Origin of the sequence: Microbacterium sp. (genome assembly GCF_051953575.1) — a bacterium.
GTDB lineage: Bacteria > Actinomycetota > Actinomycetes > Actinomycetales > Microbacteriaceae > Microbacterium.
Window position 1 is genome coordinate 20,754 of the sequence record NZ_JBQCIP010000285.1, and the last position, 14,367, is coordinate 35,120.

The following is a 14,367-nucleotide window of genomic DNA, read 5'->3' on the forward strand; positions in this document are numbered from 1 at the left end:
GGTCATGGAATACCGGGGGCCCGGAGCGCTAGCGGAGGGGTGAGGATATGCCGTGAAAGCCCGGCACGCAGCCACGGCAGCGAACTACGATCGGCCGGACAGACAGACGGACACCGGCAACCTCGCAGCAGACGCAGCCCGGTCGTGTCGATCGGTGACTGGGTACGATGGCGACAGAGGAGTGGTTGATGCCCGCTGTCACATCGGCTTGGCGCGCGAACGACGTCGTCGCTTACGACGCGATGCGCACTGCCGCCACCCGCCTCACAGCCGCACTCCTCAGCCACGCCAGACGCACAGATCACGCTGCTGAGCGTGCCCGTGACGAACTCATTCGGCTGCGTGAGGACGTCGCTGCAGTGGATGGGTATGACCGCACCGCCGTGATCGCCCTCAAGGATCGGATCCAAGCGCGGCTGCGCGAACTTGAGGAACGCACCCCATGAGCGACCCGGAGCAGGCTGCGGACTGGCGCGAGGATGTGTTGCGGCGGGACATCCTCCCGCTGTACTTCCCCGCTGGCGATCCTGCGGGCTCCCCGGAATTCGTGCTGCTGGCCGGGCAGCCTGGCTCCGGCCGGCTGCGCGCCGCCCGTCCTGCCGGCCTGGCAGGTGTCCCGGTGGTGGACGCGGCCGAGCTGCAGGCGTACCACCCCGACTACGCCCGACTGCATGCCTCTCGCGCCCCGGAGGCCGTGATGGAGCTGACACAGACGGCGCGTGGATGGGTGGCGACATGTATCCGTCACGCCCGCGAGACCCGCCGGTCGGTGGTGCTGGATGGCGCGTTCCTCGACCCGGTCGTCGCCGCACGAGCCGCAGAAGGGTTCGCCGCCGCCGGGTTCACGACCCGCCTTGTCATCGCCGGCTCCCGCCGGGCGGAGAGCCTGCTCACGGTGACATCGGCCCACCTGCAGGATCTTCTTCTCCGCCACCCGAGCGTGATGGTGACAGTTGACGCCCACGACGACGGACTGGACGCGACGCGACGCCTGGCGGCATCTCTCGAAGAAGCCGGCTGGGTGGATCGGGTCACTGTGCTCACCCGGGCCGGGCAGGTCACATACGACGCGAACCGACGGGCTGACGCTGCCGGGTTCGGCGATGTGCTGGATGCGGTGACGGCGGCGCAGTCGGAGCGGATGAACCGTTGGGATGCGACGCAGTGGCTCAGCGAACTGCACCACGTCACCGACTACGCGACATCGCTGCGGGTGATGCCCGACGGTGTCGGTGAGGTGCTGGTGGAGCTGCACGAGATCGCGCTGCGCGAAGTGATCCCCGAGTTGCACGTGCCCACGGACGGGACGTTCCGGTCCGCCATCGAGCAGAAGACCCGCACCCGCCTAACCGATCTGCGGCAGGCGACCCGGGTGGAGCCGGCCGTGGATGCTGCCGCACCGATCCTTGTTCCGGGAGGCCCCGAGACCGGCGGCCCGTCGCGATAGACCGACACCTTCCGCCGCGACGGCGGCCTACCCTCGCGCCTGGTCAGCGCGGGAGGCTGTCGAGGATGGCGACGGTGAAGTCGGGGTCAGCGCCGAGGACGTGGGCCGCGGCCACCCCGATGACCGCGACAACGGCTGTGGCGGCTCCTATGCGGAGCGCGCGGATGGGGCGCAGCCGCAGGACGTGGCCGATCAGGATCGTCAGCAACAGGATGGTTGTGCCTGCCGCGGCGACGACCACGCCGGCCAGGATCTGTGCAGTGCTCATGATTGTTCGCTCCGATGTGTTTCCTCGGGTTCGGGGTCCTCGTCGGTGGTGTCGTCGGGCTGGCTGATGCTGTCGAGGTAGCGGATGAAGGGGCGTCGGTTCGCGGTCGGGTCCGTGATCAGCAGCTGCACGGTGCGTCGAAGCTGGTCGAGCTCGTTGGCCGGCAGCGGCGTGAGTGGTTCCAGGCACCAGGCGACCTCCACAGCGATGTCGGCGTCGGTTGTGCCTTGGTCGTGGAGGAACGCGCGGATCGCGACACGGTAGAGTGCGTCGTCGGTGTGAGCGCGGTCGATTCTGACCGGAGCCGGGTTGGGTGTGGCGGTCATCGGTTCATTCCGGTCGGATGAGCGGCGGGTGCCGGGATGGTGCGGGGCGCGGCGGGGTCGTTGTGATGCGGCCGGCGGGGCGGGTCGCGGTGGCGGAGCCGGTCGTTGATGGCCTTGCCGATCGCTTCCTGCTGCGCGATCCGCAGCTCCTGCGGAGTGGTGGCCGGTCGCGGGTGGGGGCCGGTGCGGTCGAGCTTGCTGCGGAGGCGGGCGAGCTCGTCGCGCTGCTCGGCGAGGTAGTGGGCGGCGCGGGCGCGGGCGCACTCGCGTTCGAACGCGGCGAGCAGCTGTGGCGGGGTGGGCGGACCGTGGCGCAGCCGGTCCTTCATCCAACTCGGCCACCGCTGCCCGAAGAACTGCTCGGCCGCCGCATCGTTCGCTGCCCGCTCCGACGCCGACACGCGACGCAGCCGCGCGGCCGGCAGGCCGGCGTCGCGGCGGCGCTTGTCTTGGTCGCGTCGTGCCCGCTGCTTCTCAGCCTCCACCTCCCGGTTCGCGGCGTAGCGTTCGCGCCGGCGGGCTTTGATCTCTTCCGCGTGCTCGGCGTAGTGGCGGGCACGGCGCTGCTTCTTTGCCTCGGGATCGGCCTGATACCTGGCGCGCTGCCTCGCGTTCTGCTCGTCCCGGTGCCGGGCGTACCACCGGTGGGTGCGCTCGCGTTTGAGCTGCTGGTACCGCTCCGGATCTCGCTCGCGTTGCGCCGCACGGTACCGGCGCTGGTCCTCCAGCAGCTTCTCCCGGTTCCGGGCGTAGTACTCGCGCGCGTACCGGCGACGTTCGGCTGCTTGCTGCTTCTTGCGGTCATACAGCTGCGCCTGGGTGTGCGCGATTTGCAGTCGGAGCTTTTCGGACTGTTGCTCCAGCCGGTCCAGCGCGTCGTCGTCACTCATCACGTGACTCCACCCGAGAGGTCGGTGGTGCCTACGGCGGCGACGGGTTGGGCGTGAAGGCTGGCGGCGAGGCGGGCAATGGCGTCGGGCTGGAACCCGGCCCATTGGTCGTGCTCGTCAACGACGACCACCGGCGCACGCGAGTAGCCCAGGTCGCCGGTGACGTAGTCGCGGGCGGCGGCGTTCGCGTCGTCCGTCAGGTCGATGGTGTCGAAGCGGATCCCGACCGCGGTCATCACCCGTTGGGTGAGCTTGCATTGCTGACAGCTCTCCCCCGCCGTGTACACCGCGATGGTCATCGTCGCGTCACCTCCGCCGCCGACGGTGAGAGCGGATGCCACGTCGGCACCGGATCGCCCGGCACCGCTCGACTAGGGCGCGGCGTCGCGTCCGCGGTGATCGGGGATCGCAGGGCGAACAATGCCGTGGGCCCGGCGTGGTGTGGCGGCGCCGGGTACGGTTGCTCCGTTGCCCGGTCGCCGGCGGCATTGGTTCGTGGCACGTCGTCGACGACCGAGGTCCGGAAGACGGCGGCGTCTGCGGTCTCGGGCTTGGCGAGTTCCGAAGTCCGGGAGTGCGGGAGTTCGGAAGTCACGGAGTTGCGCAGTTCGTCCTCGGTGGACCCTCGGAGGTGGTCGGCGCGGGTGAGGAGTAGGTCGATCGCGACACGGATCAGGGTGTTCTCGGTGATCCGCTCCACCCGTGACGTGCGGCGTCGCATCAGGGCGTCGGCGAGCGCGGTGAGCGCGAGCTCCTGGTCCGGGCGGATGCGGGCATCTTTTCGGGAGAGTTGGGCGTACTTCGCCAACCCGCGTTGCTCCGGTGGCAGCTCTGCCTCCACTCGTGCGCGGGCGGTGCGGAGCTTGCCGGCGAGGTCGACTTTGGCCATGTTCACCACCGCCCGCTGTGGGCTGGGGTGAGCTGTTCGACGAGTTCTGCGGCCACCTGGGTGGCGTCGGCGATGACGCCGCGGGTACGGCGGTTGTCGCGCAGGTTCGTGACCAGATGTCCGAGGATCGGCGCATCGGCCAACGCCTTGTATTGCCGCAGGTAGTGCTCGAACCGGGGGTGCCCGAATTCCGTGTCGAAGAGCACCCGCCAGGTATCGGCCTGATCCGGGATGCGGGGGTCGATCCGGTTCAACACTACGGCGTAACGCAGATGACGTGGCTCGATCAGCCTGTGGATGGTCCGCAGCGTCGGGTCGACCGCGAGTGGCTCGGGGGTGAAGGGGACGAGGACGTAGTCGGCGGCGTCTAGCACCGTCTCCAGCGCCGGAGTGTCTTCGAGGTTGCCGGGGGTATCGACGAGCACGTAGTCATAGTCGATCCGCAGCTCCCGCAGCCCGGCGAGCGCCTTGGGGCTCTGGTTGCCGGCGAAGTCGAACGGCAGCCGGTCGCGGACGTTTTCCGCCCACCACACCGTCGACTGCTGTCGGTCGACATCGACGACCAGCACCCGATGCAGGCGCGACAACGCCGCGCCCAGCTGCATGGTGACGGTCGTCTTCCCGACGCCACCCTTCTGGTTCGCCACCGCGATGATTCGCATACGTTGTCTCCGATGCGATTCGGCTGTTTGATCGAAGGTCATGATCAAGTCCGATCTCGGGCCCTGTCCTCGATCCACGCTTCAACCTCGTCGAGGGCGTACACGACGACGCGGCCAAGCTTTCGATACCGGGGACCTTTCCCCTCATAGCGCCACATCGCGAGAGTGTTCTTCGTGACTCCCGGAATGGCTGCGGCGACTTCGTCCGGGCTCAAGAAGACGTGGCTGAGTCCTGCGGGACTTGCTTCAGTTGGTGTGGGCATGACCAGTCCTTGTTTTGCGGATCTAGTTTGATATACACCAGAAGTACACTCCTAATGCATATAGACGTCAAGAGGTAACTGCGGAACCCATCCGAGATAAGACAGGATGGGCAAATGAAGGTGGATGTGAAGACGCTTGACGGGCAAGCCATGACGGCCGAGCACGCGATAGTGCCCGTCGGCGCTTCACTCCGCATCGCCACGGACTTCCTAGCGTCAACGGTGGACACCGCGACCGGCATCGAGACGACGATCGAGGCGCACTTCGTGCCGAAGCGCGGCCGCTACGTCATCACCACCATCGTCAACCGGGCCATTGCAGATGACTTCAGCGAGGACAGACTGAAGCACGCGGCCCCACAGGCGATCATTCAGCGCGCGATCCCGCAGTGCATCGCGTTGCAGCTTGATGACAGCCCCGGAGCGACCTGGACGACGGTTGCGGATCTGACAAGTTCTGACGGGAACATCATCCCGCCATGGATGGCTCAAGCGGTCGTCAAGCGCGGGATGAAGGATGAGCGGTGGGCGGTTATCGAGATCCTCTACAGCACCGCTGCGCTCTCGGATCTGCCACCCGTGAAGCTCATTGCATCCGAGCTGGACATTCCCGAAAGGACCGCCTCCGACTGGATCCAGAAGGCCCGCACCGCCGGCTGGCTCATCGGCATGACGTCAAACATCGGCCGCCCGGCAGGCAGCTAGATCTCACCAGCGCTCGCTGGACGCGTTCTTGATGACGTCAGCCTCGCGGCGGCGATGTCCCCTGACTGGTGGCTGACGACGGAAGGCTCGATGCGACTCGGCGCGCCTCTGCGCGTGGACACGTTTTGGACACAAGCCCCGCAGAATCGTCGCGATCCTGCTGATCCAGTTCCGCTGAAGCGAGACGGTGTGGCACGCGCGCCTGCCGCGTAATCACGCGGCTGGAGGCGCAAATCGCGTGATTTCGAGCCTTCTCCGAAGTCCGCTCTCATGGGTGAACCGGAGATTCGACTCCCGCCGTCGCGTCCACTCGAGGACGAATGTCTTGTGTCCCAACTACTTGTACACAAGAATGTTTGGCATGAACTCCACCGCGCTGCCCGAGGCCGATCTGGAGGCATCCGTCTGCTTCGCGCTCTACACCTCCATGCAGGCGACCCTGCAGCTCTACCGCGACCTGCTGGCGCCGTGGGGCCTCACCTTCCAGCAGGCGCTCGTGCTCGCGGTGCTGTGGGAGCGCGGCGACGTGTCGCCCGGCGAACTCGCAGCCGCACTGCAACTCGACTCGAGCAGCGTGTCGGGCCTCCTCAACCGCATGGAAGCGGCCGGCCTCCTCCGCCGCGAGCCCTCTCCGACCGATCGCCGCGCCGTCCGCATCACGCCGACGGAACGCAGTCTCGAGATCCGGTCGGAGCTCGCTCCGGTCGGGCACTGCATCGTCGAAGCGCTCGATCTCGACCGCAACGATGCGGTCGAGCTCGTCCGCTCGCTGCACGCCCTGCGTGACCGCATCACCTCTTACGACACCGCGGCCGCGCTGGCCGCACACCGCTGACCCCGCAAGAAGCTGATCCCCCGACCCAAGGAGCGAGCATGGCTCTCCACAACATCCCCGTCACCACCATCCGCGGCGAAGAGACGACGTTCGGCGAGCTCGCCGACGGACGCGTCACCCTCGTCGTCAACGTCGCCTCGCGGTGCGGACTCACCCCGCAGTACGAGCAGCTCGAGGAGCTGCAGCGTGCGTACGGCGAGCGCGGCTTCACGGTGATCGGGTTCCCGAGCAACCAGTTCCTCCAGGAGCTGTCCACGGACGAGGCCGTGGCGGAGTACTGCTCGACGACGTGGGGTGTCACGTTTCCGATGTCGGAGAAGGTGCGGGTGAACGGCCGGCACGCCCACCCGCTCTACAAGGAGCTGACCGGCAACGCCGATGTCGAAGGAAAGTCCGGGCGCATCACCTGGAACTTCGAGAAGTTCGTGATCAGCCCGACCGGCGAGGTCAAGCGGTTCTCACCCAAGGTGGTGCCCACCGACCCCGAGGTCGTCGCATCCATCGAGGAGTGGCTTCCGACAGCCTGACCTGGCGCGTCACTCGGGTTCGGGAAGGAGCCGCAGACCCCCCGCGCTATTGGCCGACGCTGCGAGCAGCTCAAGCCACGCCCGGTTCACGCTGACGTCGGGGTCGCCGTCGAAGCTGAAGTACAGCGACGAGCTCTGCGAGATCCACACGGTTCCGTGCAGGCCGGGAGCCCGCGTCGCGTCGTCGCCCTCGACGTCGGGTTCGTCGTCCCAGTTGAAGCTGAAGCTCTCGTTCCGTCGCAGCTTCGTGACGATGACCGTGCGCAGGTGAGCCAGCGCGCGGTCCTCGATGCGGATCGCCGGGGCGACTCCATAGATCAGGTGCCCCATCGCCCTCTCCCTCCGCCGCTCAGATCCCGTAGTCGGTGTAGAAGGTGCCGCCGTCGGGCTCGTCTTCGGGCCTGTCGTCCACGGCAGGGCGATGGCCGAGCAGCCGCGCGGTTCGCGCCCGCAGCTCCGCCACGAGCGCCTCATCGCGAGGATCGGGCACGTCGGTGTCGACGCGGGTCGCCACCAGCTGGCTGGCAGGTCCGACGAGCATCTGCGAGACGCCGGGTCGGCCGTGCTCGTCGACGGTGGGAATCTCCACCGCGGCCGCCTGCCCCACATCAGCGAGCGCCTCAGCGTAGGCGACGAGGGTGTGCGCGATCTCGGTGCCGGTGAGAAGATGCTCCCCCGCGTAGCTGATCCGCTCCATGACTCCGGTCTACCCGGAGAGACAGACGTAGGCGCGGGGGTTTTCAGCCTCGGAGGCGTGTGCTACGCGCCGCGGAATCGCCAGGCCGCATCGGTTCACGCCAGTGCGCGCACCATCGCCGCGATCGTCGACGGCCCGACGCGGCAGCATCCGCCGATGAAATGCGCGCCCGCCGCCGCCCAGTCGCGCGTGATCGACAGATCGAACTCCGGATCGCCGACCCACTGACGCGCCGCGCCGTCCCACGTCTCGCCCGAGTTGGGGTACGCGATGCCCGGCTTGCCGCTGGCGGCCGTCGCCGCCCGCACCGCCGGCAGCACGTCGCCCGGCGCGCAGCAGTTCACGCCCACGGCCACGATGGAGCGACTCCCCGACGCGAGCGCGAAGGCCTCCGCCACAGGGGTGCCGTCGCGCAGCCGGTCCCCCGACACTGTGCCCGCCAGCCAGGCGGGGATCGCGAACTCGTCGGCGAGGTCGACGAGCACCGCGGCCTCGTCGAGGTCGGGGACCGTCTCGAACGCGAGCAGGTCGGGCCCCGCACTCGCGAGCAGCTCGATCCGCGGGGCGTGGAAGTCACGCAGCGCCGCGCGGCTCAAGCCGTACCGGCCGCGGTACTCCGATCCGTCGGCGAGCACGGCTCCGTAAGGACCGACGGATGCCGCCACCAGCCGCACCACGTCGTCGCCGGCCGATTCGGCTACCTCATCGCGCACCTCACGGGCGATCGTCACACTCCGCGTGATGAGCTCCTCGGCTTCGGCGCGCGTCAGTCCCTTGCGCTCGAAACCGGCGACGCTCGCCTGGTAGCTGGCGGTCGTGGCCACCTGCGCACCCGCGTCGAAGTAGGCACGGTGCACGGCGGCGATCTCACCCGGCGCGTCACGCAGCAGGCGCGCCGTCCAGAGCTCGTCGGTGAGGTCGTGGCCGCGGTCGGCGAGTGCGTTCGAGAGGCCGCCGTCGAGCACCACCACGGGGGATGTCGAGATCGTCACTGCGACATCATCTCGGATCGGATCCCGGTCGAGCGCGCCGCATGAGACCCGACGACATACGACGGGAACGTCGCGGCGAGGGCTTCTGCGAGATCCGCGAGCAGGTCGGCGGTGTCTTCGATGCCGACCGAGAGCCGCAGATGCCCGAACGTGCGGAACGGCAGGGGGTAGGTCGCGACGCGACCGCCTTCGGTGCCGGTGTGCACGATCAGCGAGTCGTCGTGCCCGAGCGAGAAGCCCGATGTGATGAGCCGCAGGTTGGCGACGAACCGGTTCTGCGTGTCGGGGTCGCCGGCGACGGCGAACGCGATCATGCCGCCGTACCCGCGACCGCCGAACTGCCGCGTCGCCAGTTCGTGCTCGGGGTGCGAAGGCAGACCCGGGTAGTAGACGTACTCGACGCGCGGGTCGGCATCCAGGTACTCGGCGACGGCGAGCGCCGACGCGAAGTGCTGGCGCAGCCGCAGCGGCAGCGTCACCGAACCCCGGTGGATCTGCCAGGCGTTGAAGGGCGAGATCACTCCCCCGACGTCGACCATCGCGTCGGCCTTGATCGGCTCGATGAGCTCGTGCGAGCCGACCACGGCGCCGCCCATCGCGTCGCCGTGGCCGTTGATGTACTTCGTCAGGGAGTGCACGACGAGGTCGGCGCCGTCGGCGATCGGGCGGTAGAACGGCGGCGGCGTGAAGGTCGAGTCGACCATCAGGATCGCGCCGGCGGCATGCGTGATCGCGGCGATCGCGGCGACGTCGGCCACCTTCGTGGTCGGGTTCGCGATGGCCTCGATGCAGACCAGCCGGGTGTTGGGTCGGAAGGCCGCGCGCAGCGCATCCAGGTCGCCGACGTCGACGAAGGTCGCCTCGATGCCGTACCGGCCCGGCAGCAGCTCGGTCCACAGCCGCCACGTCGCCTCGTACGTCACGTCGCTCACGATGACGTGGTCGCCGACGCGGACGTGCGTGAAGAAGACGGCGTGCAGGGCCGCGACTCCCGAGGCGAGCGCGACGGCGTCCTCGCCGCCGTCGAGGGCGGCGAGCTTGTCTTGCAGACCGGCCTGGTTGACGCCCGTGTTGCGCGTGTACAGCCCTGGCGCCGAGGCGGACCAGCTGATGTCGCTGGGGTCGTCCGGAAGCTCGTACGAGTTCGCCATCACCAGGGGCGTGCGCAGCGCCTTCGTCGAGTCGAGGCGATTGCCGCCGTGCACAGCGAGGCTGAGGTCTGACAGGGTCTCGGCCTGTCGGCGGTCCGGCCGTTGCGACATTGCGTTCCTCAATTCCAGCGAAGAGACATGGCATCAGGGACGAGCCGTCCGGGCGACGCCCCCGAACTACGGTAGTGTGTGGGATTGACACTTGCAATTGCCAATCGTGCACGGAGGCATCGTGGCCGCATCGCACCTGGACGACATCGACCAACAGCTCCTCGCCGCGCTCACCGCCGACGCGAGGATGCCGATGGTCAGCCTCGCCGGCAAGGTGCACTTGTCGCGCAACGCGGTGCGGCAGCGCATCGAGCGCATGGAGCGCGACGGCGTCATCGCCGGCTACACGGTCGTCAGAGGCACCGCTTCCCGCCCGCGCGTGACCGCGATGGTCATGGTCTATCGGGTGGACCGGATGCGCGACGACCGCGTGATCGGGGCCCTCCGGGGCATCCCCGAGGTCACCCGCTGCGATGTCCTCTCGGGGGCGTACGACCTCTTCGTGACCGTGGAGGCCGACTCGATGGACCGCGTGGGCCAGATCTGGGAGCAGATCGCCGCCCTGCCCGGCGTCGCCGACACCGTGACCGCCGTCTCGCTCTCACGCGCCATCGACCGACGATGAGACGCTGCCGCCCGGCACTTCGGGCGGCAGTGTCTCATCGCCTCACACGGCTCAGTGAGCCAGCATCCGGGCTGCGTCTTCGACCGAGAGCCCGCTGTGCTGCGCCACGGCGTCGGCGATCGGGATGCCGTCACGCAGGGCATGCTGGGCGGCCCGGGCCGCGGCCTCGTACCCGATCGACGGCACCAGGGCCGTCACCGCGCCCACCGACGACGTCGCATACCGAGCGAGGACGGCGCCGTCGGCCTCGATGCCCTCGACGCAGAGGCGCCGCAGCGCCGAGGCGCCCTTGGTCACCCACCCGAGCGACTGCAGCAGCGAGTGCGCCATGATCGGCTCGAAGGCGTTGAGCTGCAGCTGACCGCTCTCGGCCGCGACCCCGACGGTGACATCGGCGCCCATGACCGCGAACGCGATCTGGTTCACGACCTCGGGGACGACGGGGTTCACCTTGCCCGGCATGATCGACGACCCGGCCTGCCGGGCGGGCAGGCGGATCTCACCGAGCCCCGCCTGCGGACCGCTGCTCAGCAGCCGCAGATCGTTGCAGACCTTCGACAGCTTGATCGCCGTGCGCCGGAGCACTGCCGAGGACTGCAGGAACGCGCTGGCGTCCCAGCTCGCCTCGAACAGGTGCGCCGCCGGGGTCATCGGCAGCCCGGAGCGCTCGCGAAGCCGCTCGAGCACCAGTTGGCGGTACCCCGCCGGCGCCGTCACACCCGTGCCCACGGCGGTGCCGCCGAGGCTGCATTCCAGCAGCAGCGGCACCGTGTCGCCGATGCGCGTCACGTCTTCACGGATCGCGACGGCGAACGCGGCGAACTCGTCGCCGAGAGTCATCGGCACGGCATCCTGCAGCTGGGTGCGACCGATCTTGGCGATCGAGGCGAAAGCCGCGGCCCGCTCGTCGAACGCCTCGGCGAGCCGCTCCAGCTCGGGCACGAGCCGCAGCAGACCCGTCGCGACGGCGATCTTGACCGCGGTCGGGTAGACGTCGTTCGTCGACTGGCTGCGGTTCACGTCGTTGATCGGGTGCACCACGTCATAGCGGCCGCGCGGCAGCCCCAGGTGCTCCAGGGCGGCGTTGGCGATCACCTCGTTGGCGTTCATGTTCGTGCTGGTGCCGGCCCCGCCCTGCAGCACGTCGACGCAGAACTGCTCGCGCAGCTCTCCGCTGCGCACCCGTCGGCAGGCGGCGACGATGGCCTCCGCCACCCCGGGCGGCAACAGACCGAGCTCGTGGTTGGCGGCGGCTGCGGCATCCTTCACCGTCGCGAGGGCATCGATGAGATCCGGATGCCGAGAGATCGGCGTGCCGCTGATCTCGAAGTTCTCGCGGGCACGGGCCGTGTGGATGCCCCAGTAGGCCTCGGCCGGCACGGACAGCTCGCCGAGCGAATCGCGCTCGACGCGGATGGCGACCGCGTTCATGCGTTGATGCAGACGACCTTGGGCTGGGTCATCTCCTCGTACGCGAACCGCACCCCCTCGCGGCCCATGCTGCCGTACTTCGCACCGCCGAACGGCATGCTGTCGACGCGGTAGTCGGACGAGTCGTTGATCATGACTCCCCCGGCCTCCAACTGCTCCGACACCCGCAGCGCCCGCGTGAGATCACGCGTGAAGGTGGCGGCGTGCAGCGCGTAGTCGATCTCGTTCGCCTGCGCGATCGCCTGCTCCTCGGTGTCGAACGGGGAGAGCACGGCGACCGGCGCGAACGCCTCGTCGGCCCACAGCTCGCACGAGAACGGCACGCCCTCGACCACGGTGGGCCAGTAGACAGCGCCCTCGCGGCGGTGGCCCGCGAGCACGCGCGCGCCCGCCGTGACAGCATCCTCCACCAACCGCTCGGCCGCCGTGGCCGAGGCGACGGAGATCATCGGGCCGACATCGGTGGCCTCGTCACGCGGGTCGCCGGCGTTGAGCGCCATCGTCTGGGCCGCGAACCGGTCCCGGAACTCGTCGTACACCTCACGCTGCACGAGGATGCGCTGCGCGCCCACGCAGTTCTGGCCGGCCGCCCAGAAGGCGCCCGACACGCACGCTTCGACGGCGGCGGGGATGTCGGCATCCGAGAACACGATGACCGGGGCGTTGCCACCCAGTTCCATCGCGAGCTTCTTGAGCCCGGCGTTGCGGGCGATCGCCTCACCGGTGGCGAACCCACCGGTGAACGACACCATGCGCACCTCACGTGCCGCGGTGAGCGCCTGCGCCAGGTCGCGGTCGCCGTGCACGACGGTGATGATCTCGTCGGGCAGGCCCGCGTCGATGAGCAGGTCGACGAGGAACCGCGCGGTCAGCGGCGTCAGCTGGGAGGGCTTCAGCACGACCGCGTTGCCGCCCGCGATCGCCGGACCCAGCTTGTGCGCGACGAGGTTCAGCGCGTCGTTGTAGGGGGTGATGGCGACGATGATGCCCAGCGGCTCACGCGTGAACCAGCCGCGCCGGTTCTCGGACCCCTCGAAGGCGTCGAACGGGATGATCTCACCGGCATCCGACCGCGCCGCATCGGCCGAGAGCGAGAGGGTCATGACGGCGCGGGCGACCTCCTTGCGAGCCTGACGGACGGTCTTGCCCGCCTCGCGCACGATCAGGTCGGCGGCGACATCGCCACGCTCGCCGAGCAGCGCCGAGGCGCGCTCGAGGATCTTGTGCCGCGAGAAGCGCGAGAGCGACCGCGACAGCTGCAGCCCGGTGCGGGCGCGCTCGAGGATCTGCTCGAGCTGCGCCGGCCCGTTCTGCGGGACCGCCCCGATGACGGCGCCGTCGAACGGGTTCGTGACGACGAGGTCGGGGTAGCCCGTCATGATCGGGGCGTTCTGCACGATGCTCACCGGACCGCCTCCGCACGCGCGCGCTGGTGGGCGTCGATCGCGATGATGTCGGACAGCAGCGCGTAGGCGGTCTCGATGCGGCCCGCGCCCGGGCCCGAGACGGTCACGGTGCCGAGCAGGTCGGTGTCGAACGACACCGCGTTCGTCGGGCCGCTGACGCTCGCCAGCGGGTGGGTCAGCGGCAGAGCCACCGGCTCGACCTTCGCGGTGACGGATCCGGCTGCGTTGCGGAACGCCGACCCGATGAGCTTGTAGCGCTTGCCCTGCGCGGCGGCCTCGACGATGTCGGCTGCCGAGACCTGAGAGATCCCGCGCCGCGCGACATCGGCCGTCGTGATGTCGGCGCCGAGGATCTCGTTGGCGAGGATCACGACCTTCAGCTGCACGTCGGAGCCCTCGATGTCGGCCGTGGGGTCGGCCTCGGCGTAGCCGAGCGCCTGAGCCTCGGCCACCGCCGCCTCGAGCGTCATGCCCGACTCCATCTGGCCGAGCACGTAGTTGCTCGTGCCGTTGAGGATGCCTTCGACCGCGTTGATCCGCAGACCCTTGAGCGTCTCGGACGCGAAGCGCAGGATCGGCGTCCCGCTGACGACCGACCCCTCGTACTGGAACGTGACGCCGTTGGCGGCGGCGAGGCGGTTCAGCTCGAGCCCGCCGAGTGCGACAGGGCCCTTGTTGGTCGTGGTCACGCTCTTGCCGCTCTCGAGGGCCGCGCGTACGTGCGAGATGCCGGGCTCGCCGTCGATCGGGTTGGTGAACGTGGCCTCGACCACGATGTCGGCGGTGGTGTTGCGGATCACGTAGTCGTTCTGCGGTGCCGCGGTTCCGCCCGGCTTGCCGGCGAAGGTCTCGCCGTCGGGCATCGCGAACACGGCGGCCAGGTCGATGCCCTCGGCCTGCATCAGCGACCCGAGGCGCAGGTCGGTGATGGCGACGACGCGCAGGGCGAAGCCGAGGTCGGCGGCGAGCGCGTCGCCGCGGTCGAGGATGATCTGCGCCAGCGCACGGTTGACGCCGCCGAAGCCGATCAGCGCGATGTCATGACGGTCCACGTCGGGCTCCTTCAGAGATTCGGGAAGAGGTTCGACCCAGCCTCCCCGGCGGTCGCGTCAGCTCGCGCCTGCCGGATCGCTCGCGCAGGATGTCAGACTGACCAGCATCCGCAAGAAGTGCCCGAACCTCTCGCGGACGTCGCGAATTGT

The 14,367-nt window shown here is 69.1% G+C and carries 20 protein-coding genes; 6 read left to right on the plus strand and 14 right to left on the minus strand.

Features of this window, described 5'->3' with window-relative positions:
* Positions 1-167 precede the first annotated feature (167 nt).
* Together ACTHNQ_RS18060 and ACTHNQ_RS18065 are read left to right on the plus strand one after the other, a co-directional pair.
* Positions 168-446, plus strand: a complete 279-nt coding sequence (locus ACTHNQ_RS18060) for a hypothetical protein (RefSeq protein WP_440335329.1) — start codon at positions 168-170, stop codon at positions 444-446.
* Positions 443-1,447, plus strand: a complete 1,005-nt coding sequence (locus ACTHNQ_RS18065) for a zeta toxin family protein (RefSeq protein ID WP_440335330.1) — start codon at positions 443-445, stop codon at positions 1,445-1,447. The genes ACTHNQ_RS18060 and ACTHNQ_RS18065 overlap by 4 nt, the downstream gene beginning before the upstream one ends.
* 43 nt (positions 1,448-1,490) lie before the next feature.
* Here the strand turns inward: ACTHNQ_RS18065 and ACTHNQ_RS18070 are convergent, their stop codons facing one another.
* The 7 genes from ACTHNQ_RS18070 to ACTHNQ_RS18100 are packed head-to-tail and all read right to left on the minus strand — an operon-like array spanning position 1,491 to position 4,745.
* Positions 1,491-1,715 (minus strand): hypothetical protein, encoded by a 225-nt coding sequence (locus ACTHNQ_RS18070; RefSeq protein WP_440335331.1) that lies wholly within the window; start codon positions 1,713-1,715, stop codon positions 1,491-1,493.
* Positions 1,712-2,041: a hypothetical protein gene (locus ACTHNQ_RS18075; protein WP_440335332.1), complete on the minus strand. Its 330-nt coding sequence runs from the start codon at positions 2,039-2,041 to the stop codon at positions 1,712-1,714. The genes ACTHNQ_RS18070 and ACTHNQ_RS18075 overlap by 4 nt, the downstream gene beginning before the upstream one ends.
* Positions 2,038-2,931 carry a hypothetical protein gene (locus tag ACTHNQ_RS18080; RefSeq protein WP_440335333.1) on the minus strand — a complete coding sequence of 298 codons (894 nt, stop codon included), beginning with the start codon at positions 2,929-2,931 and terminating at the stop codon, positions 2,038-2,040. The genes ACTHNQ_RS18075 and ACTHNQ_RS18080 overlap by 4 nt, the downstream gene beginning before the upstream one ends.
* On the minus strand, positions 2,931-3,230 hold the full coding sequence (locus ACTHNQ_RS18085; protein ID WP_440335334.1) for a glutaredoxin domain-containing protein: 300 nt from the start codon (positions 3,228-3,230) through the stop codon (positions 2,931-2,933). Before ACTHNQ_RS18085 ends, ACTHNQ_RS18080 begins: the two co-directional genes overlap by 1 nt.
* Positions 3,227-3,772, minus strand: a complete 546-nt coding sequence (locus ACTHNQ_RS18090; protein ID WP_440335335.1) for a hypothetical protein — start codon at positions 3,770-3,772, stop codon at positions 3,227-3,229. The genes ACTHNQ_RS18085 and ACTHNQ_RS18090 overlap by 4 nt, the downstream gene beginning before the upstream one ends.
* Positions 3,773-3,822: 50 nt before the next feature.
* Positions 3,823-4,524: a ParA family protein gene (locus tag ACTHNQ_RS18095; RefSeq protein WP_440335336.1), complete on the minus strand. Its 702-nt coding sequence runs from the start codon at positions 4,522-4,524 to the stop codon at positions 3,823-3,825.
* A 2-nt stretch (positions 4,525-4,526) separates the two neighbouring features.
* Positions 4,527-4,745: a helix-turn-helix transcriptional regulator gene (locus ACTHNQ_RS18100; RefSeq protein WP_440335337.1), complete on the minus strand. Its 219-nt coding sequence runs from the start codon at positions 4,743-4,745 to the stop codon at positions 4,527-4,529.
* A gap of 114 nt (positions 4,746-4,859) precedes the next feature.
* Here ACTHNQ_RS18100 and ACTHNQ_RS18105 point away from each other — a divergent pair, with 114 nt between their 5' ends.
* From ACTHNQ_RS18105 to ACTHNQ_RS18115, 3 genes are all read left to right on the plus strand, one after another.
* Entirely contained in the window at positions 4,860-5,450 is a 591-nt protein-coding gene (locus tag ACTHNQ_RS18105) for a hypothetical protein (protein ID WP_440335338.1), read from the plus strand.
* 361 nt (positions 5,451-5,811) lie between these two features.
* Positions 5,812-6,285 carry a MarR family winged helix-turn-helix transcriptional regulator gene (locus ACTHNQ_RS18110; RefSeq protein ID WP_440335339.1) on the plus strand — a complete coding sequence of 158 codons (474 nt, stop codon included), beginning with the start codon at positions 5,812-5,814 and terminating at the stop codon, positions 6,283-6,285.
* A gap of 38 nt (positions 6,286-6,323) precedes the next feature.
* Positions 6,324-6,812: a glutathione peroxidase gene (locus ACTHNQ_RS18115; RefSeq protein ID WP_440335340.1), complete on the plus strand. Its 489-nt coding sequence runs from the start codon at positions 6,324-6,326 to the stop codon at positions 6,810-6,812.
* Positions 6,813-6,821: 9 nt separating this feature from the next.
* On the opposite strand, the gene ACTHNQ_RS18120 is transcribed toward ACTHNQ_RS18115, so the two are convergent.
* The 4 genes from ACTHNQ_RS18120 to ACTHNQ_RS18135 form a co-directional block, all read right to left on the minus strand.
* Complete coding sequence (locus ACTHNQ_RS18120; RefSeq protein ID WP_440335341.1) at positions 6,822-7,142, minus strand: DUF7882 family protein; 321 nt, start codon at positions 7,140-7,142, stop codon at positions 6,822-6,824.
* Between the two features lie 19 nt (positions 7,143-7,161).
* Positions 7,162-7,509, minus strand: a complete 348-nt coding sequence (locus ACTHNQ_RS18125) for a hypothetical protein (protein ID WP_440335342.1) — start codon at positions 7,507-7,509, stop codon at positions 7,162-7,164.
* A 95-nt stretch (positions 7,510-7,604) separates the two neighbouring features.
* On the minus strand, positions 7,605-8,501 hold the full coding sequence (mmuM, locus tag ACTHNQ_RS18130; RefSeq protein WP_440335343.1) for a homocysteine S-methyltransferase: 897 nt from the start codon (positions 8,499-8,501) through the stop codon (positions 7,605-7,607).
* Complete coding sequence (locus ACTHNQ_RS18135) at positions 8,498-9,763, minus strand: trans-sulfuration enzyme family protein (protein WP_440335344.1); 1,266 nt, start codon at positions 9,761-9,763, stop codon at positions 8,498-8,500. Before ACTHNQ_RS18135 ends, mmuM begins: the two co-directional genes overlap by 4 nt.
* Before the next feature lie 121 nt (positions 9,764-9,884).
* Here ACTHNQ_RS18135 and ACTHNQ_RS18140 point away from each other — a divergent pair, with 121 nt between their 5' ends.
* The gene (locus ACTHNQ_RS18140; RefSeq protein ID WP_440335345.1) at positions 9,885-10,328 is read left to right on the plus strand and encodes an Lrp/AsnC family transcriptional regulator; all 444 of its coding nucleotides are present in this window, start codon (positions 9,885-9,887) and stop codon (positions 10,326-10,328) included.
* Positions 10,329-10,379: 51 nt separating this feature from the next.
* Here ACTHNQ_RS18140 and ACTHNQ_RS18145 read toward each other — a convergent pair whose 3' ends face one another.
* The 3 genes from ACTHNQ_RS18145 to ACTHNQ_RS18155 are packed head-to-tail and all read right to left on the minus strand — an operon-like array spanning position 10,380 to position 14,217.
* Positions 10,380-11,759: an aspartate ammonia-lyase gene (locus tag ACTHNQ_RS18145; protein WP_440335346.1), complete on the minus strand. Its 1,380-nt coding sequence runs from the start codon at positions 11,757-11,759 to the stop codon at positions 10,380-10,382.
* A complete protein-coding gene (locus tag ACTHNQ_RS18150; RefSeq protein WP_440335347.1) occupies positions 11,756-13,165 on the minus strand; it encodes an aldehyde dehydrogenase family protein in 1,410 nt (469 codons plus the stop codon). The genes ACTHNQ_RS18145 and ACTHNQ_RS18150 overlap by 4 nt, the downstream gene beginning before the upstream one ends.
* Positions 13,162-14,217 (minus strand): homoserine dehydrogenase, encoded by a 1,056-nt coding sequence (locus tag ACTHNQ_RS18155; RefSeq protein WP_440335348.1) that lies wholly within the window; start codon positions 14,215-14,217, stop codon positions 13,162-13,164. The genes ACTHNQ_RS18150 and ACTHNQ_RS18155 overlap by 4 nt, the downstream gene beginning before the upstream one ends.
* Between the last annotated feature and the right edge of the window lie 150 nt (positions 14,218-14,367).

What these genes read in the sequence shown, in the direction of transcription:
- ACTHNQ_RS18145 (WP_440335346.1), bottom strand. Translation starts at nt 11,759, where the DNA reads ATGAACGCGGTCGCCATCCGCGTCGAGCGCGATTCGCTCGGCGAGCTG.
- ACTHNQ_RS18060 (WP_440335329.1), top strand. Translation starts at nt 168, where the DNA reads ATGGCGACAGAGGAGTGGTTGATGCCCGCTGTCACATCGGCTTGGCGC.
- ACTHNQ_RS18080 (WP_440335333.1), bottom strand. Translation starts at nt 2,931, where the DNA reads ATGAGTGACGACGACGCGCTGGACCGGCTGGAGCAACAGTCCGAAAAG.
- ACTHNQ_RS18085 (WP_440335334.1), bottom strand. Translation starts at nt 3,230, where the DNA reads ATGACCATCGCGGTGTACACGGCGGGGGAGAGCTGTCAGCAATGCAAG.
- ACTHNQ_RS18120 (WP_440335341.1), bottom strand. Translation starts at nt 7,142, where the DNA reads ATGGGGCACCTGATCTATGGAGTCGCCCCGGCGATCCGCATCGAGGAC.
- ACTHNQ_RS18110 (WP_440335339.1), top strand. Translation starts at nt 5,812, where the DNA reads ATGAACTCCACCGCGCTGCCCGAGGCCGATCTGGAGGCATCCGTCTGC.
- ACTHNQ_RS18105 (WP_440335338.1), top strand. Translation starts at nt 4,860, where the DNA reads ATGAAGGTGGATGTGAAGACGCTTGACGGGCAAGCCATGACGGCCGAG.
- ACTHNQ_RS18065 (WP_440335330.1), top strand. Translation starts at nt 443, where the DNA reads ATGAGCGACCCGGAGCAGGCTGCGGACTGGCGCGAGGATGTGTTGCGG.
- ACTHNQ_RS18075 (WP_440335332.1), bottom strand. Translation starts at nt 2,041, where the DNA reads ATGACCGCCACACCCAACCCGGCTCCGGTCAGAATCGACCGCGCTCAC.
- ACTHNQ_RS18125 (WP_440335342.1), bottom strand. Translation starts at nt 7,509, where the DNA reads ATGGAGCGGATCAGCTACGCGGGGGAGCATCTTCTCACCGGCACCGAG.
- ACTHNQ_RS18135 (WP_440335344.1), bottom strand. Translation starts at nt 9,763, where the DNA reads ATGTCGCAACGGCCGGACCGCCGACAGGCCGAGACCCTGTCAGACCTC.
- ACTHNQ_RS18070 (WP_440335331.1), bottom strand. Translation starts at nt 1,715, where the DNA reads ATGAGCACTGCACAGATCCTGGCCGGCGTGGTCGTCGCCGCGGCAGGC.
- ACTHNQ_RS18100 (WP_440335337.1), bottom strand. Translation starts at nt 4,745, where the DNA reads ATGCCCACACCAACTGAAGCAAGTCCCGCAGGACTCAGCCACGTCTTC.
- ACTHNQ_RS18115 (WP_440335340.1), top strand. Translation starts at nt 6,324, where the DNA reads ATGGCTCTCCACAACATCCCCGTCACCACCATCCGCGGCGAAGAGACG.
- ACTHNQ_RS18095 (WP_440335336.1), bottom strand. Translation starts at nt 4,524, where the DNA reads ATGACCTTCGATCAAACAGCCGAATCGCATCGGAGACAACGTATGCGA.